The sequence below is a fragment of the Streptomyces sp. NPDC048383 genome (genome assembly GCF_040651775.1).
Classification (GTDB): Bacteria; Actinomycetota; Actinomycetes; order Streptomycetales; family Streptomycetaceae; genus Streptomyces.
This window is the reverse complement of record NZ_JBEZKS010000026.1, coordinates 80,775-100,765: the sequence shown is the minus strand read 5'-3', so window position 1 is coordinate 100,765 and position 19,991 is coordinate 80,775. Positions and strand designations below refer to the sequence as shown.

Here is a 19,991-nt window from a genome sequence, read left to right as displayed (position 1 = left end):
GTCGTCGACTTCGGTACGGCGACCACCTTCGACGCGGTGTCCGCGAAGGGCGAGTACGTGGGCGGGGGCCGTCGGCGCGGACGCGGGGCGTCCGCGTCAGGCGAACTTGGGCGCGTTGCGCTCGTACACCAGCCGCAGGCCTATCAGCGTCAACCACGGCTCGTGGTCGTCGATCGCCGAGGACTCGCCGAGGACGATCGGGGCGAGCCCGCCCGTGGCGATGACGCGCACGTCGTCCGGGTCGCCGGTCGGGCCCGCGAGCTCCTTGGACATCCGGGCGACGATCCCGTCGACCTGGCCCGCGAACCCGTAGACCACGCCCGACTGCATCGCCTCGACCGTGGACTTGCCGATCACGTTCCGCGGCCGGGCCAGCTCGATCTTGCGCAGCTGCGCCCCGCGCACGCCGAGCGCCTCCATCGAGATCTCGATGCCGGGGGAGATCACCCCGCCCACGTACTCGCCCTTCGCGGACACCGCGTCGAAGGTGGTCGCCGTACCGAAGTCGACGACGATCGCCGGCCCCCCGTACAACTCGGCGGCGGCGACCGCGTTCACGATGCGGTCCGCGCCGACCTCCTTCGGGTTGTCCATCAGGATCGGCACGCCCGTCTTCGTACCGGGCTCCACCAACACCGCCGGGACGTCGCCGTAGTAGCGGCGGGTGACCTCGCGCAACTCGTGCAGGACGGACGGCACGGTCGCGCAGATCGCGATGCCGTGGATGCCGTCGCCCAGCTCGGTGCCGAGCATCGGGTGCATCCCCATCAGGCCCTGCATCAGGACGGCCAGTTCGTCGGCCGTCCTGCGCGGGTCGGTCGAGATGCGCCAGTGCTCGACGATCTCGTCACCGTCGAACAGGCCCAGGACCGTGTGGGTGTTGCCCACGTCGATGGTGAGGAGCACCGCTTACACCGCCGCGCGCAGGTCGAGCCCGATGTCCAGGATCGGCGAGGAGTGCGTCAGGCCGCCGACCGCCAGGTAGTCCACACCGGTTTCCGCGTAATCGCGGGCGGTCTCCAGGGTGAGCCGACCCGAGGACTCCAGGGTGGCGCGGCCGGCGACGAAGGCGACGGCCTCCTTCGTCCGCTCGACGGTGAAGTTGTCCAGCAGGATCAGGTCGGCGCCGGCGTCCACGACCTCGCGGACCTGGTCCATCGTGTCGGCCTCGACCTCGACCGGCACCTCCGGGAAGGCCTCGCGGACGGCCTTGAAGGCCTGCGCGATGCCGCCGGCGGCGATCACGTGGTTGTCCTTGACCAGTGCCGCGTCCGACAGCGACATGCGGTGGTTGACGCCGCCGCCGCAGCGCACCGCGTACTTCTCCAGGGAGCGCAGGCCCGGCGTGGTCTTGCGGGTGTCGCGGACCTTCGCGTCGGTGCCCTCCAGGACGTCCGCCCAGCGGCGGGTGGCCGTCGCGATGCCCGACAGCCGGCACAGGATGTTCAGGGCGCTGCGCTCGGCGGTCAGCAGGTCCCGGGTGCGGGCGCGCACGGACAGCAGCACCTCACCCTTCGCGACCCGGTCGCCGTCCTCGGCGTGCCGCTCGACCTCGAAGGACTCCGTGCAGACGACGGAGAACACGGCCTCGGCGATGCGCAGGCCCGCCACGACGCCGTCCTCGCGGGCCACGAAGTCGGCGATGGCCTCGGCCTCTTCGGGGACGGTGGCGACGGTGGTGACGTCGACGCCGCCGTCCAGGTCCTCCGACAGCGCCATGTGCGCGATGTCCTCGACCTCGATCGGGTCCAGGCCCGCGTCCTCCAGCAGCTGCGCCAGCGCCGGGTCCAGGCCGGACTCCTCGCCCTCGCCGCAGCCGCAGTCGTCGCCGCAGCCGCCTTCGTTCTGGTCGATCAGGGGAAGTTCGGGGGTGCTCACGTCACTGCTCCAGGCTTTCGGGGTTGAGGGGGACGTCGACGGACGGGAGGTCCGCGGAGTCGGTGGGGGTGACGACCAGGGCGCGCTTCTCCGTCGCCGACAGTCGCACCACGAGGTGGCGGCGCCAGTCGGCGTCGTCGCGGTCCGGGTGGTCCTCGCGCCAGTGGCAGCCGCGGGTCTCCGCGCGCCGCTGGGCGGCGGCGACCAGGACCCGCGCCACGCACAGCAGGTTGGTCGCCTCCCAGGTCTCCACGCCCGGGACGGCCGTCTTGCCGTGGCTCTCCAGCTCGCCCAGCGCCCTCGCGTACAGGGTTTCCAGGGCCTCGGCGGCCTCGGCCAGCGAGCCGGCGGAACGCAGCACGCCCGCGCCGTTCGTCATGATCCGCTGGATCTCGTGGCGCGCCTCGGCCGGCTGGAGGGGGCCGGTGGCGGGCGCCGGGGTCTCGGGGCGGCTGCCGGACGGCGTGCGGGCGACGATGTCGTCGGCGATCCGCTCGGCGAAGACCAGCCCCTCCAGGAGGGAGTTCGAGGCCAGCCGGTTCGCGCCGTGCACGCCCGTGCAGGCCACCTCGCCGCACGCGTACAGGCCGGGGACGGTGGTGCGGCCCTGCAGGTCCGTGCGTACGCCGCCGGAGGCGTAGTGGGCGGCCGGCGCGACCGGGATCGGCTCGGTCACCGGGTCGATGCCGTGGGAGCGGCAGGCGGCCAGGATCGTCGGGAAGCGCTGCTCCCACATCTCGGCGCCGAAGTGCCGGGCGTCGAGGTACATGTGCCGCGCGCCCTGCTCCTGCATGCGGCGCATGATGCCCTTGGCGACGATGTCGCGCGGCGCCAGCTCGGCCAGCTCGTGCTGCCCGAGCATGAAGCGCACGCCGTCGGCGTCGACGAGGTGGGCGCCCTCGCCGCGCACGGCCTCCGACACCAGGGGCTGCTGGCCCTCGGCGTCCGCGCCGAGGAACAGCACCGTGGGGTGGAACTGCACGAATTCGAGGTCGGAGACCTCGGCGCCCGCGCGCAGGGCGAGGGCGACGCCGTCGCCGGTGGACACCGACGGGTTGGTGGTGGCGGAGAAGACCTGGCCCATGCCGCCGGTCGCGAGGATCACGGCCGGTGCGTGGACGGCGCCGACGCCGTCGTGCTGGCCCTCGCCCATCACGTGCAGGGTGACGCCGGCCGTACGGCCCTCGGCGTCCTGGAGCAGGTCCAGGACCAGCGCGTTCTCCACGGTCCGGATGCCGGCCGCGTGGACCGCCTCGACCAGGGCCCGGGAGATCTCGGCGCCGGTGGCGTCGCCGCCCGCGTGCGCGATGCGGCGCCGGTGGTGGCCGCCCTCCCGGGTCAGCTCTATCTCGCCGGTCTCCGCCGAGGTGTCGAAGACGGCCCCGGTCGCGATCAGCCGGCGCACCGCGTCGGGGCCCTCGGTGACCAGGAGCCGCACGGCCGCCTCGTCGCACAGGCCGGCGCCCGCCACCAGGGTGTCGTCCAGGTGCTGCTCGGGGGTGTCGCCGTCGCCCAGCGCCGCGGCGATGCCGCCCTGCGCCCAGCGGGTGGAGCCGTCGTCGAGCCGTGCCTTGGTGACCACGACCGTACGGCGGCCCCCGGCGGCGCAGCGCAGCGCCGCGGTGAGCCCCGCGACACCGGATCCGACGACCACGACGTCCGCTTCGACGGCCCAGCCGGGCGCCGGGGCGTGCAGTCGTATGCCGGTTCCGGTGCCGCTGCCCGTGCCGTTGCCGGCCGTGGGGCCTCTACCTGTGGTGCTCACGCGTGTGCTCCGAATTCCAATGGAATGTTGTCGATCAGCCGGGTCGTGCCGACCTTCGCCGCGACGGCCAGCACGGCCCGTCCGGTGAAGCCGTGGTCGACGTCGGCGAAGTCCCGGGGGTCCACCAGCGCCAGGTAGTCCAGCACCAGCGGCGGCTCGTGCCGGCCCGCCTCCTCCAGGATGTGGCGGGCCGCCGCCCGTACGGCGTCCGGCAGCCCGGAACCGGCCGCCGACACGGCGTGCGCGTCGGCGGAGGCACGGATCTCGCCGAGCCGGGCCAGGGCCGTCGCCCGCTCGTCGCTCGCCGGGGCGGCCTCGGCGCGGGCGCGCAACGCGGCCTGGGCGGCGAGCCGGTCGCGGCCCGCGAACAGGGCCCGGGACAGGGCCAGGGCCGTACGCCGCTCCTCGGCCGAGAGGTAGCGGTTGCGGGAGGACAGCGCGAGACCGTCGTCCTCGCGGACGGTCGGTACGCCCGCCACCACGACGGGGAAGTTCAGGTCGGTCACCATGCGCCGGATCAGGGCCAGTTGCTGGGCGTCCTTCTGGCCGAAGAGGGCCAGGTCGGGGCGGGTGAGGTGGAGCAGCTTCGCGACGACGGTGAGCATGCCGTCGAAGTGGCCGGGGCGGGTGGCCCCTTCGAGGCGCTCCCCCATGGGTCCGGCCGCCACCCGGACCTGCGGGGCGCCGCCCGGGTAGACCTCGTCGACGGCGGGCGCGAAGACGGCGTCCGCGCCGGCCTCCCCGCAGAGCGCGAGGTCGGCGTCGAGGGTGCGGGGGTAGCGGTCGAGGTCCTCGTTCGCGCCGAACTGGAGCGGGTTCACGAAGACGGTCACCACGACCTGCCCCCCGGGGCCGGCTTCCGCGCGGGCGGTCCGGATCAGCGTGGCGTGGCCCTCGTGCAGGGCGCCCATGGTCATGACGACGGCGCGGCGGCCGCTGCGGGGGAGCGCGTCGAGCTCGGCGGCGGTGTTCAGCAGGAGCGGGCCGGTCATCGCTCGCCACCCTCCGGTTCGACGGCGTCCCCGGGGCCGGCGTCCGGGCCGGGTCCCGTGCCGGGGCCGGCGCCGGTGTCCGTGTCCGCGAGGACGCCCAGCAGGTCCTCGGCGAGCTCGGGCTTGAGCAGTCCGTGGGCCAGGGCCCGGTCGGCGGTGGTGCGGGCCATCGCCAGGTAGCCGGCGACGGTGGCCGGGGCGTGCTTGCGCAGCTCCGAGACGTGCGCGGCGACGGTCCCGGCGTCTCCCCGGGCGACGGGCCCGGTGAGGGCGGCGTCACCGGAGCGCAGCGCGTTGTCCAGCGCGGCGCCGAGCAGCGGGCCGAGCATCCGGTCGGGGTGTTCGACGCCCGCCTTGCTGAGCAGCTCCATGGACTGGGCGACCAGGGTGACCAGGTGGTTCGCGCCGAGGGCGAGGGCCGCGTGGTACAACGGCCGGTCGCCCTCCGCGATCCACTCGGGCTCCCCGCCCATCTCGATGACCAGGGCCTCCGCGGCGAGCCGCAGCTCGTCGGGGGCGGTCACGCCGAAGGAGCAGCCCGCCAGCCGCTGCACGTCGACCTCGGTGCCGGTGAAGGTCATCGCGGGGTGCAGGGCCAGCGGCAGGGCGCCCGCCCGGCGGGCCGGGTCCAGCACGGAGGTCCCGTACCGGCCGGAGGTGTGCACGAGGAGCTGGCCGGGCCGGACCGCGCCGGTCTCGGCGAGCCCCTCGACGAGGCCGGGCAGGGTGTCGTCCGGGACGGTCAGCAGGACCAGGTCGGCCCGCGCCAGCACCTGCGCGGGCGGCACGACCGGTACGTCGGGCAGCATCCGCTCCGCGCGGCGTACGGAGGCGTCCGAGACGGCGGACACGGCGACGGGACGGTGCCCGGCCTGCTGGAGGGCCCGGGCCAGGGCGGGACCGACACGACCGGCGCCGACGACGCCGACGGCGAGTCGGGCGGGGCGGTCGGACGGATCCCGGGACTCCGTCTGATGGGGTGCGTTCACGCGGGGAAAGCCTTCCGTTCCAGTCCGCGGGGGGTACCGGACGATACGCCGCCATGCTAGCCCCTGGGGGGCGGGGGCGATCGGCGGCGAGGGGGGGCGGGGCCGGGGGCCGGGCCGTGCGGCGGGCGGGGGCGGGTGCGGTGCGGGTGGGTTGCGGGTGGGTTGCGGGTGGGGGGCTCAAAGGGCTCGGGGCGGGCGGCGCGATCGGCGATGATCAGGGGCATGACTGACGACGCGGAACGCGTGAAGCGGCTGATGGCGGCCTGGCGGGGGGCCGAGCGGACCCTCTCGCACAGCTTGCTGGAGCCCACGCTCGGCGAACTGCTGGCGGGGCTCGCCGAGGCCCCGTACGACATGGACGCGCCGGCCGACCTGTACGGAGACGGCGTCGTCGCCGACCTGGAACGCCGCGTCGCCGACCTGCTCGGCACCGAGGACGCCGCGTTCTTCCCCTCCGGAACGATGGCCCAGCAGATCGCGCTGCGCTGCTGGGCGGGCCGCACCGGCAGCCCGGTCGTCGCCCTGCACCCCATGAGCCACCCGGAGCGCTGGGAGGGCGGCGCCCTGTCCGTCGTCTCCGGGCTGCGCACCGTCCACCCGGTGGCGGAGGCCCGCCAGCCCACCGCCGCCGAGGTCCGCGAGCACCCGGAGCCCTTCGGCACCCTGATGCTGGAGCTGCCCCTGCGTGACGCCGGGTTCCTGCTGCCCGCCTGGGAGGAGCTGACGGAGCTGGTCGACGCCGCCCGGGAGCGGGACGCGGTCGTCCACTTCGACGGGGCCCGGCTGTGGGAGACCACCGTCCACTTCGGCCGCCCGCTGCCGGAGATCGCGGCGCTCGCCGACTCCGTGTACGTCTCCTTCTACAAGTCCCTCGGCGGCCTGAGCGGCGCCGCCCTGGCGGGCTCCCGGGCCTTCGTCGAGGAGACCCGGATCTGGCGCCACCGGTACGGGGGCCAGATCTTCCGCCAGTTCCCCCAGGCCCTGTCGGCCCTGGCCGGCCTGGCCAAAGAACTGCCCCGCCTGCCGTCGTACGTCGCCGGGGCCCGGATGGTCGCCGAAGCCATGCGGGAGGGCTTCGCGGAGGCCGGCCTGCCCTGGTTCCGGGTCAACCCGGAGGTGCCGCACACCCACCAGTTCCAGGTGTGGCTCCCCTACGAGGCGGACCGCCTCACGGAAGCGGGCCTGCGCCTCGCGGAGGACACGGGCACGGTCCTCTTCCGCCGCTGGTCCCCCGACGGCCCGCCGGGCCTCGCGATGACCGAACTCGAAGTCACCGCCCCGGGCCTGACCTGGACCCCGCAGGACGTCCGGGAGGCTGTGGCGGGGTTCGTGGAGCGGGTGGAGGGGGTGTAGGGGCGGTGGGGGCGGACGTACGCTTCCGGGATGGGGGACGTGGGGACGGGGGCGGGTGGATCCGCCCTCCTCACCCCCTCGGCGGCAGGTTGCCGTTCGATTGACGGTTCGCGTCAATCGATGGCTCCCACCTGCGGCGGAGTCCTCGTACGGGTCGCTCGGACGGCGGTGTCGGGGAGGGCACCCCGGGCCGCGCCGGCGCGGTCGGTCGGGACAGAATGGGGCGGTGAGCGTCACCATCGACATCGCCGGACTCCCCGCGGAGCGGATCGGCTTCGCGCCGTCCCCGCTCGCCGAGCTCTGCATGGCCCTGCACGCGCTCTCGCAGCCCGCCCACCACCCGGGGCTGAACTCCTGGACGGCGGCCACGACCGCCTCCCTCGATTCCTGCCTGGCCGACCGGCTGTTGGAAGCCGACTTCATGTGGCGCGGTTCGTTCTCCGACATCTTCATGGCCTTCGCCGGCGTCCCCGGCGCCGGCCTGCCGGCCGCGACGCTGGCCGAGGAGCTCGACGTCCTCGACCGGATGGACGACGAGCGGTTCGTGATGGCCGCCCTGGAACACTGCCGGCCGGCCCTCTACAACGAGGGCGGCGGCCCGTCCCCGCTGCGTGATCCGGCGGCCCGGGCGAAAGCCCTGGACACGGCGGCGGCGCGCGGGCCGCGGCAGTTGGCGTTCTCGCTGCGGCTGATGGACGACACGGCCGGCGTACGGATCTGGTTGCGGCGGCTGTTGGAGGACTGCGACGAGGCGTTCTTCGCCGAGACCTGGCGGCGGATCGGTCCCCGGCAGAGCGCGGACGCCCGGCACAAGGCGGAGGTGCTGCGCCGCAAGGGCCTGCCGGCGGCGCTGCGGGAGGTGTCGACGGCGGTGAGCGTCGACAAGGAGCAGCGGACGATAACCGCCGACAAGATGGTGCACGGCCAGGCCACCGCCACGGATCCGCGGATCGGGGCCGGGCTGGTCTTCGTACCGACCGATTTCGGCTGGCCGCACCTGCTGGTGCTGCACGCGCCGGGTTGGCGTCCGGTGGTCCACTATCCGCTGGATTCCCCGCAACCGGCTTCCTCGCCGGGCTCGGTGGAGTTGCTCCAGCGGCGCATGGAGGCGTTGGCCCATCCGATGCGGATGCGGCTGTGCCGCAGTTTGGCGCGGGCCCCGTACACGACGACCGAGTTGGCGACGGTGTACGGCATATCGGCACCGGAGGTGTCCCGGCACCTGACGGTCCTGAAGAAGGCCGGATTGTTGCGTACGTGGCGCCAAGGGCGCTATGTGCAGCATCAGTTGGATCTGTCCGTGGTCGCGCGGATAGGTTCCGATTTCATCGAGGGCATTCTTCGTTGACCTTTCTGCGGACGTTGACCGGATTCCTCCGGCGCAGACGCACCGATATACGGATTTCACAAACCGGAAGCAGTGAAAACTCTGGCGAGAACGGCCTGTTGCTGCCTAACGTGCGTCCACCACTCCCCCACGCACCGTGCGATGCGCACCTGCTGTGAAAGGACCTTCATGCCCTCTCGCCGTATAGCCGCAGCCACCGCCGCACTGGCGGCCGCGGCCCTCGTCTCCCCGCTGTTGCTCGCCGGACCCGCCGGTGCCACCGGAAGTCCGCAGAGCGACGCCGCCCGGGGTGACGCGCTGGCCAAGAAGCTGGTCAAGGAGGCGACCGGGAAAGGCGCCAACAACCACCTGAAGGTGTTCCAGTCGATCGCGGATTACAACAAGGGCAATCGGGTCGCTGGTTCCAAGGGGCACGTGCAGTCGGCGCAGTACGTCGAGGCCGTGCTGAAGGGCGCCGGTTACAAGGTCACGAAGAACGAGTTCGACTTCGTCTACGTCGAGGCGATCGCCGAGAAGCTCTCGGTGAACGGCGACAACGGCCGCGACATCCCGATCCACTTGATGACGTACACGGCGAGCGGCCCGGAGGAGGGCGTGACCGCGCAGGTCGCGGTGGCCCCGGTGGACGCCGACGGGACGAACGGCTGTGAGCCCGGCGACTTCGCGGCGGGTGCCTTCACGGGCCGGATCGCGCTCGTCCAGCGCGGCGGCTGCACCTTCGCGGTGAAGCAGGAGAACGCGGCGGCCGCGGGCGCGGTCGGCACCATCATCTACAACAACACCGACGGCGCCCTCAACGGCACCCTCGGCGACGCGAACGCGGGGAAGGTCCCGACCGGCGGCATCACGAAGGCCGACGGCGAGAAGCTGGCCGCGGACGTGGCGGCCGGGCCGGTCGAGGTGACCCTCGACATCCGTGAGCTGCGCGAGAACCGCAAGACGTACAACGTGATCGCCGAGACGAAGGGCGGCGACGAGAACAACACCGTCTTCCTCGGCGCCCACCTGGACTCGGTCGCGGCCGGTCCCGGCATCAACGACAACGGCTCCGGTTCGGCCGGCATCCTCCAGGTCGCGCAGCGCCTGGCGAGCCAGCAGACGAAGATCAAGAACAAGGTCAAGTTCGGTTGGTGGTCGGCGGAGGAGTACGGCCTGCTCGGCTCCGAGGCGTACGTCGCCTCCCTCACCGAGGAGCAGAAGAAGCAGATCAAGCTGTACCTGAACTTCGACATGATCGGCTCGCCGAACGCCGCCTACTTCGTCTACGACGGCGACGACTCGGACGCGACGGGCGCGGGCCCCGGCCCGGCGGGCTCGGCGCAGCTGGAGAAGGGGATCACCGACTTCCTCGACTCCAAGAACATCCCGCACGAGGGCACGGACTTCTCGGGCCGCTCGGACTACGGCCCGTTCATCGAGGTCGGCATCCCGTCGGGCGGTACGTTCACCGGCGCCGAGGGCATCAAGTCGCCGGAGCAGGCCGCGAAGTTCGGCGGTCAGGCGGGTGTCGCCTACGACGTGAACTACCACGGCAAGGGTGACGACATCACGAACATCGACCAGAAGGCGCTCGACATCAACGTCGACGTCATCGCGAACGCGGTCGGCCACTACGCCCACGATCTGGCCCCGCTGTCGCAGCCGGTCGTCTCGCAGCCGACCACCCCGGGCACGGGCAGTGGCGGCGGCCTGCACGAGGGCCACGGGCACGAGGTCACCAAGTAACGACGAGATCGCCGAGCGCCCGCGAGGGCGCCCGGTGACCAGGGGCCGGGATTCCCGTCAGGGAGTCCCGGCCCCTGCCGCGTCCCCGGCCCCGGCCCCGTCGGCCGACCCGAAGCCCACCCCGCCCCCCGCCCCGCCCGGCCAGGGCGGTACGCCGACCGGCTGGATCAGCCAGCCGAAGTCGCCGAGGCCGCCGCGGGCGGTGAGTTCCGCCGCCTCGCCCGCCGCCGACAGGGCGCGGACGTACGCCGCCGGGTCGGTCGAGGCCAGGGCCAGTGGCGGGCGGCCGCCCGAGACGCCGAGGGCGGTCAGCGCCTCGCGCTGGGTGAGCAGGGTCGCGCCCGGCCCCGCGCAGGCGTCGAGCGCGACGTGCGCGGTGACGTCGCAGCCGCCGTCCGGGACGGGGGCCACCTCGCGGCCCGCCCGGAAGCCGGTCAGGGTGCCGTACGGGGGGCGGGCCTCGCGGGTGTGGCAGTAGTCCACGGCCACCGCCAGGCCCCGGTCCAGGGTGGCGACGGCCGCCGCCCAGGCCTGGTCCCGGGGCAGGCCGATCTCGGCCCGTCCGGTGCGTGAACCCGTCGGCCACCACCGATCCAGCCAGGCCCGGTCCGCCGCGTCGAGCGGGCCGCCCGGGCTCTCCGTACCGTCCGTGGCGACCAGCACGTACCGGCCGTCCTGCGCGACGTCCAGCGGTACGTTGTCCAGCCACTCGTTCGCGAAGAGCAGCCCGGTCGTCCCCGCCGGCGGCTCGGCGACCCACCGGATCCGCCGGTCCGGCCCGCCCGGGGCGGCCGGGTCCGGCGCCGCCGCGCGTTCCACGGCGTACGGGCGCACCCGCGCGGCCGTCGCGGCCGGCAGGGCCGCGAGGACGCCGGTCAGCAACTCGCCGCGGCCCGCCCCCACGTCCACCAGGTCGAGCCGCTCCGGCCGGCCGAGTTCGGCGTCCACGGCGCACAGCAGTCGGGCCACGGCCCGCGCGTACAGCGGGGAGGCGTGCACGGAGGTACGGAAGTGACCGGCGGGGCCGGGCCCGCCCGGGCGTACGTAGAACCCGTCCGGGCCGTACAGCGCGGCCTCGGTCGCCGGCCGCCAGCGGACCGGTCCGGGGGTGTCGTCCAGAGCACTCATCACACGAAGGTTAGGCTCACCCTCCACCTTGCGGAGTACGCCCCCGTCAGAGGGATCGCTCCTGTGGTTGACTCCAGCACCTATCTCCTTTCCCTACTCTGGGTGACGTGCAGCGCCTCTACGATTTGATCCGCAGACACCCGACGGGCGTCGACAGCTTCTGGGCTGTCCTCTTCTTCGGGATCTCGATGATCGCCGTGGTGGAGAACCCCGAGACGAGCACGCCGCTGCGCCTGGCCACGGTGCCCGTCGTGCTGGCGCTGACGACCGCCCTGGCGCTGCGCCGCAAGTGGACGCAGGCCATGTTCTGGACCGCGGTCGGCGCGGGCGTCTGGCAGCTGGCCTTCGGCATCGAGGCGCAGGTCTGCGACGTCGCGATGCTGGTCGTGCTGTTCACGGTCGCCGCCGGGGACGTGCCGCGCTGGGTCTCGCGCGCCGCCCTGGGCGTCGGGCTGCTGGCCTCCCCCGTGTACTTCGTGCGGTTCGGCGTGGACAAGGGGCTCAGCTTCACGCAGAGCGTCACCTTCGCGCTGATGGTGATCGTGCCGTTCGCCCTGGCCTGGGTGACGGGAGACTCGCTGCGCACCCGGCGGGCCTATTACGCCCAGCTCGTGGAGCGCAACCAGCGGCTGGAGAAGGAGCGCGAGGCGCAGGCGAAGGTGGCGGTGGCCGCCGAGCGCGCCCGCATCGCCCGCGAGCTGCACGACGTCGTCGCGCACAACGTGTCGGTCATGGTGGTCCAGGCCGACGGCGCCGCGTACGTCATGGACGTGGCCCCGGAGCAGGCGAAGGAGGCCCTCCAGACCATCTCCGGGACGGGCCGCCAGGCCCTCGCCGAGATGCGCCGCCTGCTGGGCGTGCTGCGCACCGGGGAACCGCAGGACTCCGAGGACTACGTGCCGCAGCCGGACGTCGAGCAGATCGAGGTGCTGGTCGAGCAGGTACGGGCGTCCGGACTGACGGTGGACTTCGTCGTCGAGGGCACGCCGCGGAAGCTGCCGAGCGGGGTCGAGCTGACCGCGTACCGGATCGTGCAGGAGGCGCTGACGAACACGCGCAAGCACGGCGGCCCCGAGGCCGGGGCGAGCGTCCGGCTGGTCTACTTCGACGACGGGCTGGGCCTGCTCGTCGAGGACGACGGCCGGGGCGCGGCACACGAGTTGTACGAGGACGGCGGCGCGGACGGCGCCGGACACGGTCTGATCGGCATGCGGGAGCGCATCGGTATGGTCGGAGGAACCCTGGACGCGGGACCGCGGCCCGGCGGAGGCTTCCGCATCAGTGCTTTGCTCCCGCTCAAGAAGAGGTAGAGGTATTCACCGATGTCCATCCGAGTGATGCTGGTCGACGACCAGGTGCTGCTGCGCACCGGCTTCCGGATGGTGCTCGCCGCCCAGCCGGACATGGAGGTCGTCGCCGAGGCGGGGGACGGCCTGGAGGCGTTGGAGGTGCTGCGGGCGACGAAGGTCGACGTGGTGCTGATGGACGTGCGCATGCCGAGGCTCGACGGGGTCGAGGCGACCCGGCGGATCTGCGAGCCGCAGGAGCACCCGAAGGTCATCATCCTGACCACCTTCGACCTGGACGAGTACGCCTTCTCGGGGCTCAAGGCGGGGGCGAGCGGGTTCATGCTGAAGGACGTTCCGCCCGGGGAGCTGCTGGCCGCGATCCGTTCCGTGCACAGCGGGGACGCGGTCGTGGCGCCGTCGACGACCCGGCGGCTGCTGGACCGGTTCGCCCCGATGCTGCCGACGACGACGAACGAGCCGAAGAACAAGGACGTCGAGCGGCTGACGGAGCGCGAGCGCGAGGTCATGCTGCTGGTCGCCCAGGGCCTGTCGAACGGCGAGATCGCGGCCCGGCTGGTCCTGTCGGAGGCGACGGTGAAGACGCACGTGGGCCGCATCCTGACGAAGCTGAGCCTGCGCGACCGGGTCCAGGTCGTGGTCCTGGCGTACGAGACGGGCCTGGTCCGCGCGGGCGGCATGTAGCGGGCCGGCACCGGGCTGCCGGCGCCGGCCCGCTACCCGGCGGTGGGGACCGAGGTGCGCAGGTGGGCCAGCAGGATGCCCAGGGTGTCCCAGCCGGTCGGGTCGGTGCCGTCGCCGAGGGGGTAGTGCAGCCCGGGCCGGCGGGCCGGGCCGACCTGCACGGGTTTCAGGGCCAGCGGGGGGCGTCGGGCGAAGGTCAGGCCGGTCTCGGCGACTCCGGCCCCGCCCAGGGTGAACGACAGGGGCAGCGGCGGCGGCGCGATCCGCGGGGCCACGCCGAGGTCCCGGCGGCCCGGGCCGGCCGAGACGAGCATGCTGATCAGGCCGTGCCGGGCCACGAGCTCCTCCGCCAGCGCGGGCAGCGCGGCCGGCGGCGGCTCCTCCGTCGGGCCGTAGCCCAGGGACAGGGTGACGTCCTCCTCCACCCCGCCGGCCGTCCGGGTCACCCGTACGGTCGCCAGCGCGGGCCGCTCCGGCCGGCCGACGACGGTGATCAGCGTCGGCTCGGGAACCCGGGCGCGCGCCAGGTCGGTGAGCAGCCGGGGGGACCAGGGCAGGTTGACCGGCTCGGCGGTGCCCCAGCCGGCGGGCGGTTCCCCGGTCAGGATCCGCCAGGCGGCCTCCAGCGAGCGCCCCAGCGTCAGTTCCCGCTCGGCGGGGTGCTCCGTACGGAACGACACGGTCAGGCGGCGTTCGCCGGATGCGTCGGGCCGGGTGAAGGCTTCGGCGGGGCGGGCCTGCCCGGCTCCGTCGCGGGTCGGGGCGAAGGTGCCGTCCCGCCAGCCGAGGACCGCGCCGGACAGACCGTCGTAGTAGCCGCCGCCGGGGTCCTGCACGACCCACCGGTTGGGGGCGCCGGTCAGCGCGCTCCGCAGGGGCAGGCTGAGCCGGCAGTGGGGGGGCGTGACGACGTGCAGGGCCGCGCCGTACGCGGCGGTGGTCCGCAGGACGTCCGACAGCCAGGCCGTCAGCGGGACCACGGGCCGGTCCGCGAGGACGACGGCGGTGGACTCGGTGATCACGTCCACGGTGGGCAGCGCGCCGACGGGCGCGGGCGCCGCCGAGGCCGCGGAGGCGACCTCCACGCCGCCGACCCGGCCGGCGCCCTCGGGCCAGACGGCGCCGCCGAGCACTTCGGCGAGCCGGCCGGCGACCGCCCCGGCGAGGGCGACCGCCTCGGGGACGGCGGTGGAGGCGCGGGTCTCCGTCCACCAGACGGGCGTCGCGGAGGGCGTCCCGAGGAGGCGTTCGGTCTCCCCGGGGACCTGGACGAGGACCGGGGCCTCCACCGAGACCAGCGGTCGGCCGCCCGCTCCGAGGAGTTGGATGACGGCGCCGTCCCCGGCGGGCGAGACGTCGAGGTCGGCGCCGCCCGCCGCGAGGGCCACCAGCATCGCGGTGGTGTCGGGCATGGCCGGGGTGAGGGCGATGACGTCCTTGGTCACGGTGCTTCCTGGTCGGCGTGGGGAACCCGCTCGGCCGGCGCGGTGGCGGACGGCGCGGGGACGGACGGCGCGGGGACGGACGACGCGGTGGCGGACGACGCGGCGGCTGACGGCGCGGCGGCGGACGGCGCGGGGACGGACGGCCCGGGAGCGCTGGGCCCGGCGGCGGTCGCGGGTGCGCCGCTCAGCGCGGTCTGCACGATCTGGTGGGGTCGGCCGCGCCGGACGAACGTGCCCCGGCCCGGGGGCCGCGCGCTCGCGTACAGCTGCGGGAACAGCTGTCCCTCGGAGCGTTCGCCGCTCATCACCAGCGCGGCGGTGCCCGATTCGCGCAGGGTCGTCATCAGCGGTTCGTACAGGGCCCGGGAGGAGCCGGCGACGCGGCGGGCCAGCACGAAGTGCAGCCCGATGTCCTGGGCGGACGGCAGGTAGGGCACGAACGCCTGGAGGGGTTGCTGCCCCGCGGTGGTCAGGATGTCGTAGTCGTCGACGAGGACGACGATGCGCGGACCCGTGAAACCGGGGCCCGCGCCCGGTTCGGCGTCCGGGTCGAGGCCGTCCTCCGGGAGCCGCTTGTCGAGTTCCTTGGCGATGCCCGCCGACAGCGCGAACGCGATCTTCGCGTTGTGCGCGTACCCGCCCCGGTAGGGCTCGGGCACCACTCCGCGCAGGCCGCGCCGCGGGTCGTAGACGGCGAAGACCAGCTCGTCCTCCCCGTAGCGGGCGATGAGTTGGCGGGCGATCAGGGAGAGCAGGTTCGTCTTGCCGCACTCGTTGTCGCCGAGCACCAGCAGGTGCTGGTCCTGCTCGAAGAGGTCGAGCAGGACCGGCGCGAGGACGTCCTGGTCCACGCCGATGGGGATCCGGTACGGCTCGTCCTGCGGGGACGGCAGCCGCTCGGCGGGCAGCCGCGCGGGCAGGACCCTCACCGGGGAGGCGAGGTCGCCGTGCCAGGTGGCGCGGACGGTGCCCGCGGCCTCCTCCAGGGCGGCGGCCAGGTCGGTGTTCCCGGTCCGGGAGTCGATGCGGGGCAGGGCGACCTGCGCGAACAGCTTGCCGTCCGTGAGGACCCGGCCGGGGGTGTCCGGGGACAGGGTCTCGGACAGCTTGCGGTCGATGGCCGAGTCGGAGGGGTCGCCGAGGCGGAGTTCGACGCGCCCGCCGAACAGGGACTGGTTGGCGATGCGGACGTCGTTCCAGCGGAGCATCCCGGCGACGACGTGGATGCCGTAGCCGCCGCCGCGCTTGAGGAGGTCGGTGACGGCGTCGTCGAGTTCGTCGAACTCCTCGCGCAGGGCCCCGTACCCGTCGACGATCAGCACGATGTCGGTGGAGGTGAGCTCGGGCAGGGCGCCCCGGGAGCGCAGCCGGCGCAGTTGGTCGACGGAGTCGATGGAGTGCGCCCGGAACAACTCCTCACGGGCGGACAGCATGCCGCGCACCTCGGCGACCGTACGGGCGGCCCGTTCGCGGTCGGCGCGCCCGGCGATCCCGCCGACGTGCGGGAGCCCGGCGAGCGCGGCGAGGCCGCCGCCGGCCAGGTCGAGTCCGTAGACGCCGACCTGCTGCGGGGTGTGCGTGAGGGCCAGGGAGAGCGCGAGGGTGCGCAGCAGGGTGGTCTTGCCGGACTGCGGGCCGCCGGTGACGGCGGTGTGGCCGCCGGCCACGGTCAGGTCCAGTTCCCACGGTCCGCGCCACTGCCGGGCGGGGTCGTCGAGGACGCCGAGCGGGACGCGCAGCGGCCGGCGTTCCTCGTCGGCGCCCAGGCGCAGGCCGCCGCCCGTGACGGACAGCGGTCCGGCGGCGGCGTCGAGGGAGATCGCGTCGGGCAGCGGCGGCAGCCAGATGCGCCGCACGGGCGGCGCGGCCGAGGCGAGTTGGTCGACGATGACGGACAGCACGCTGGGGCCGGTCTCCCGGACGGTCGCGGCGGGCTGCTCCTCGCCGTCGGCGGGGGCGGCGCTCGTGTCGCGCAGGGTGTTGAAGGTGGGGTAGGCCAGGGCGAGGGGGCCCCGCTCGTCGCCGCCCCGTTCGGCGGTCGGGCCGCGGTGGCGGCCGGAGACGTAGCCGGCCTTGAAACGGGTGTAGGTGGAGGTGTCCACCTTGAGGTAGCCGAAGCCGGGCAGCGGCGGCAGCATGAAGGCGTCCGTGGTGTCCAGGACGGTGCGCGATTCGTCGGCGGAGAAGGTGCGCAGGCCGAGGCGGTACGACAGGTAGGTGTCGAGGCCCTTGAGCTTGCCGCCCTCGATGCGTTGGCTGGACAGCAGCAGGTGCACGCCGATGGACCGGCCGATGCGGCCGATCGACAGGAACAGGTCGATGAAGTCGGGCTTGGCGGTGAGGAGTTCGCCGAACTCGTCGATGACGACGAACAGGTGCGGCAGCGGCTCCAAGGCGGGCTTCTCGGCGCGCAGGACGGCGTAGTGGCCGATGTCGGCGACGTTCCCGGCGGCCTTGAGGACCTGCTGGCGGCGCTTGACCTCGCCGGCGAGGCTGGTGTGGACGCGTTCGACGAGCCCGGCCTGGTTCTCCAGGTTGGTGATGACCCCGGCGACGTGCGGGAGCTCTGCGAAGGGGGCGAAGGTCGCGCCGCCCTTGTAGTCGACGAGGACCATGGCGAGGTCCTCGGGCGAGTGGGTGGCGACCAGCGCGAGGACGAGCGTACGGAGCAACTCGCTCTTGCCGGAGCCGGTGGCGCCGACGCACAGCCCGTGCGGGCCCATGCCGAGCTGCGAGGACTCCTTGAGGTCCAGCAGGACGGGTCCGTGCCGGTCGTCGATGCCGATGGGCACGCGCAGGAAGTCCCGTTCGCCGCGCGGGGCCCACAGGCGCTCCACGTCGAGGGCGGCCGGGTCGCTGATGCCGAGCAGGCCCATGAAGTCGACGGGGCCGGAGACGGGGGTGCCCTCGGCGACGGACTCCGCGGACAGTCGCATCGGGGCCAGCATCCGGGCGAGGCCCTCGGCGGTGGCGGGGGCGAGCGGGTCGGTGAGGCCCTCGGCGGCGGGGTCGTGCGGGGTGCGCAGGTCGCGGACGGTGACGCGGGAACCTTCGACGGTGATCCGTATCGTCACCTCGTCGGGCTCGTGGACCTGCTCGGCGAGCAGGTGGAGCACGGTGGTGTTCATGTCGGCCAGGCCCACCGCACTGTCCGGGCGGGGCAGTTCGACGGCGTTCTCGCCGTACTCGTCGCTGACGACGAGGAGCCGGCCGGCGAGCCGCAGCGCGCCCCGGTCGGACAGGCCGCGGCGGACCTCGGCGGCGTAGGAGGCCCGGCGGCGCAGGTCCGCCCCGAGGACGTCGGCGAGTCCCGGCAGGCCGGGCGCGATCCGCCGGGCCGGGACGGGACCGTCGAGTTCCTGCGGATCGAGGACGTGGGGCAGCCACTTGACCCAGTCCCAGTCGGCGGCGAGGCGGTCGCCGGGGACGCCGAGGGCGATGGCGACGTCGTCGGGGGCGTGCAGGACGGCGGTGTGCACGAGCAGGGCGCGGGCGACGCGCAGGACGCCTTCGCGGTCGCCGACGATGCTGACGTTCCCGGCCCGGTCGAGGGGGACGGTCAGCGGGAAGTCGCCGGCCCGCTCGAAGCGGGACATCAGCGCGCCGGCCTCGTTCAACATGAACCGGTCGGGCGGGGCCAGTACCCCGCCCGCGCCCGGGGCGAGGCCGAGGTTCTGGACGGCGACGGCTCCGGTGCCCAGGCGCGGCCGCAGGAAGTCGGGGTCGGCGCGGCGCCGCTCCCACAGCCGGGCGGGATCGCGTACGAGGTCGTACAGGGCCTCCGGCGGCGGGTTGAGGCGGCGGGCCTCCTCGCGCAGTCGCCTTTCGCGGGCGCCGAGTTCCTCGCGCTGTTCCTCCAGGTACTCCAGGTAGCGCTCGCGCTGGGCGCGCCGGGTGCGTTGGGCCTTGCCGCGCTGGGACCAGAACAGGGCGACGGCGCCCAGCAGGGCGATGACGAGCACGATCGCGCCGATGGCGGCGAACTGGCTGTTGCGGACGACGGTCATCATGACGACCGAGCCCATGACGCCGGCCATCGGCAGCAGCGCGGTGGCCGGGCTGCCGATCTTGCCCTCGGGGAGGTTGGGCGGAGCTTCGACGGTGCGGGGTTCGGCGGGGGCGGGGGGCAGGGTGCCCCGGGCGGGCCGGTGGACCAGGTGCTGCGTCACCGGCCGGCCCCGGCCGCCGGGAGCGCGACGGCCCGCTGGAGGACTTCGGCGGCGAGCCGGACGGCGGCCTCCCGGGTGGCGGCGCCGAGGAGTTCGGTGCGGACGGCGCCGCCGGAGGCGAGGTGGCGGTCGTACGGCAGGACGACGACCCCCGCGCCCGTCGCGCGCAGGGCCTCGGCGGCCTTGGCCAGGTCCACGGCCGGGTGCGGGGACTGCGCGGTGAGGACGACGACGGTGCGCGGCAGGACGGGCACCGGCAGGGAGCCGAGCCAGTCGAGGACGGCGTGGGTGGAGACGATGCCCTCGGTCGTGGCGGGGGTGGTCAGGACGCGGGCGTGCGCGGTGTCCAGGGCGGTACGGGCCACTTCGCCGGGCAGGGTCTCGCAGTCGACGACGGTGACGCCGAAGTAGCGGCGCAGCGCGACCATGACGGTCCGGTAGGTGGCGACGTCGACCTGCGCGCCGATGCGGCCCTGGCTGCCGGGCAGCAGCCAGCCGCCGTCGGCGAGCGGCACGAGGTAGCCGGTGACGTCGGTGAGTTGCATGGACGGGCGGACGATCTGCGCGAGGTCGCCGCAGGTCCAGCGCAGGGACCGGACACCGAGCCGGACGGGGAGGGTACCGAGGGCGGCGTCGGCCTCCAGGGTCAGCACCGGGTCGTGGCGGAAGTGGTTGTAGGTGCGGCTGAGCAGGGCGGTGACGGTGGTCTTGCCGGACCCGCCGCGGATGCTCGTGACGACGATGTGGCGGCCGGTGGTGACGGGCTGCTGCACCCGGGTCGCCAGTTCCGTCTCGGCGGCCACGGCCCGGGCCACGGAGGAACCCAGCGCGCCGCGCAGGATCCGCAGGGTGCGCCGCACCAACGGGTCACCGTGCCGGGGCCGGCCCGCGGCGGGCTCGGAACCGGCGACGGGCACGGTCTCGGGCGCTGCGCGGGGCGCGGGGCGGGGCGCGGCCGGACGGGGGGCGGGGGCGGGCGGGTGCGCCTGCCGCGTCGGCCGGGGCCGCTGCGGTACGGGGGCGGCCTCGGGGGCCGGCACGGGGGCCGCCACGGGAGTCCCGGTCAGCTCGCCCAGGACCCCGGCCTGCCAGTCGTCACGCCGGTCCGTGCCTGAGGTGCCCGCCGTGCCCGGCGTACCTGAGGTGCCCGCCGTGCCTGATGTGCCCGTCGTGCCTGATGTGCCTGCTGTGTCTGCCATGTCTGTGAA

At 74.2% G+C, this 19,991-nt stretch carries 14 protein-coding genes and 1 pseudogene; 6 read left to right on the top strand and 9 right to left on the bottom strand.

Annotation, left to right across the window (positions count from 1 at the left end):
• A pseudogene (locus AB0D46_RS19580) lies at nt 1-66 on the top strand (type III pantothenate kinase); the annotation flags it as partial.
• A gap of 30 nt (nt 67-96) precedes the next feature.
• On the opposite strand, the gene AB0D46_RS19575 reads toward AB0D46_RS19580, so the two are convergent.
• From AB0D46_RS19575 to AB0D46_RS19555, 5 genes are read right to left on the bottom strand one after another with little or no spacing between them, the layout of a single operon-like run.
• Nucleotides 97-906 (bottom strand): type III pantothenate kinase, encoded by an 810-nt coding sequence (locus AB0D46_RS19575; protein ID WP_362878958.1) that lies wholly within the window; start codon nt 904-906, stop codon nt 97-99.
• Between the two features lie 3 nt (nt 907-909).
• Nucleotides 910-1,878, bottom strand: coding sequence for a carboxylating nicotinate-nucleotide diphosphorylase (gene nadC / locus AB0D46_RS19570; RefSeq protein WP_362878956.1), 969 nt, complete (start codon nt 1,876-1,878; stop codon nt 910-912).
• A 1-nt stretch (nt 1,879) separates the two neighbouring features.
• Nucleotides 1,880-3,643 carry an L-aspartate oxidase gene (locus AB0D46_RS19565; RefSeq protein ID WP_362878954.1) on the bottom strand — a complete coding sequence of 588 codons (1,764 nt, stop codon included), beginning with the start codon at nt 3,641-3,643 and terminating at the stop codon, nt 1,880-1,882.
• Nucleotides 3,640-4,635 carry a pantoate--beta-alanine ligase gene (panC, locus tag AB0D46_RS19560; RefSeq protein ID WP_362878952.1) on the bottom strand — a complete coding sequence of 332 codons (996 nt, stop codon included), beginning with the start codon at nt 4,633-4,635 and terminating at the stop codon, nt 3,640-3,642. The genes AB0D46_RS19565 and panC overlap by 4 nt, the downstream gene beginning before the upstream one ends.
• The gene (locus AB0D46_RS19555; protein WP_362878950.1) at nt 4,632-5,624 is read right to left on the bottom strand and encodes a DUF2520 domain-containing protein; all 993 of its coding nucleotides are present in this window, start codon (nt 5,622-5,624) and stop codon (nt 4,632-4,634) included. Before AB0D46_RS19555 ends, panC begins: the two co-directional genes overlap by 4 nt.
• Before the next feature lie 222 nt (nt 5,625-5,846).
• Between AB0D46_RS19555 and AB0D46_RS19550 the strand changes: the two genes are divergently transcribed.
• The 3 genes from AB0D46_RS19550 to AB0D46_RS19540 all read left to right on the top strand — a co-directional run bounded on the left by AB0D46_RS19550 (nt 5,847) and on the right by AB0D46_RS19540 (nt 10,050).
• Nucleotides 5,847-6,977 carry a beta-eliminating lyase-related protein gene (locus tag AB0D46_RS19550; protein ID WP_362878948.1) on the top strand — a complete coding sequence of 377 codons (1,131 nt, stop codon included), beginning with the start codon at nt 5,847-5,849 and terminating at the stop codon, nt 6,975-6,977.
• Between the two features lie 226 nt (nt 6,978-7,203).
• The gene (locus tag AB0D46_RS19545) at nt 7,204-8,325 is read left to right on the top strand and encodes a DUF5937 family protein (RefSeq protein ID WP_362878946.1); all 1,122 of its coding nucleotides are present in this window, start codon (nt 7,204-7,206) and stop codon (nt 8,323-8,325) included.
• 168 nt (nt 8,326-8,493) lie between these two features.
• On the top strand, nt 8,494-10,050 hold the full coding sequence (locus AB0D46_RS19540) for a M28 family metallopeptidase (protein WP_362878944.1): 1,557 nt from the start codon (nt 8,494-8,496) through the stop codon (nt 10,048-10,050).
• A 57-nt stretch (nt 10,051-10,107) separates the two neighbouring features.
• Here the strand turns inward: AB0D46_RS19540 and AB0D46_RS19535 are convergent, their stop codons facing one another.
• A complete protein-coding gene (locus tag AB0D46_RS19535) occupies nt 10,108-11,178 on the bottom strand; it encodes an SAM-dependent methyltransferase (protein ID WP_362878942.1) in 1,071 nt (356 codons plus the stop codon).
• Nucleotides 11,179-11,285: 107 nt separating this feature from the next.
• On the opposite strand from AB0D46_RS19535, the gene AB0D46_RS19530 reads away from it, so the two are divergent.
• Together AB0D46_RS19530 and AB0D46_RS19525 are read left to right on the top strand one after the other, a co-directional pair.
• The gene (locus AB0D46_RS19530) at nt 11,286-12,488 is read left to right on the top strand and encodes a sensor histidine kinase (RefSeq protein WP_362878940.1); all 1,203 of its coding nucleotides are present in this window, start codon (nt 11,286-11,288) and stop codon (nt 12,486-12,488) included.
• Nucleotides 12,489-12,500: 12 nt separating this feature from the next.
• Nucleotides 12,501-13,169, top strand: coding sequence for a response regulator transcription factor (locus tag AB0D46_RS19525; protein ID WP_362878939.1), 669 nt, complete (start codon nt 12,501-12,503; stop codon nt 13,167-13,169).
• A gap of 32 nt (nt 13,170-13,201) precedes the next feature.
• On the opposite strand, the gene AB0D46_RS19520 is transcribed toward AB0D46_RS19525, so the two are convergent.
• Genes AB0D46_RS19520 through AB0D46_RS19510 form a run of 3 tightly spaced genes read right to left on the bottom strand, consistent with a single transcriptional unit; the run spans nt 13,202 to nt 19,982 of the window.
• Complete coding sequence (locus AB0D46_RS19520) at nt 13,202-14,614, bottom strand: DUF6177 family protein (protein WP_362878937.1); 1,413 nt, start codon at nt 14,612-14,614, stop codon at nt 13,202-13,204.
• A complete protein-coding gene (gene eccCa / locus AB0D46_RS19515) occupies nt 14,611-18,783 on the bottom strand; it encodes a type VII secretion protein EccCa (RefSeq protein WP_362878936.1) in 4,173 nt (1,390 codons plus the stop codon). Before eccCa ends, AB0D46_RS19520 begins: the two co-directional genes overlap by 4 nt.
• Nucleotides 18,780-19,982 carry a hypothetical protein gene (locus AB0D46_RS19510; RefSeq protein WP_362878935.1) on the bottom strand — a complete coding sequence of 401 codons (1,203 nt, stop codon included), beginning with the start codon at nt 19,980-19,982 and terminating at the stop codon, nt 18,780-18,782. Before AB0D46_RS19510 ends, eccCa begins: the two co-directional genes overlap by 4 nt.
• Between the last annotated feature and the right edge of the window lie 9 nt (nt 19,983-19,991).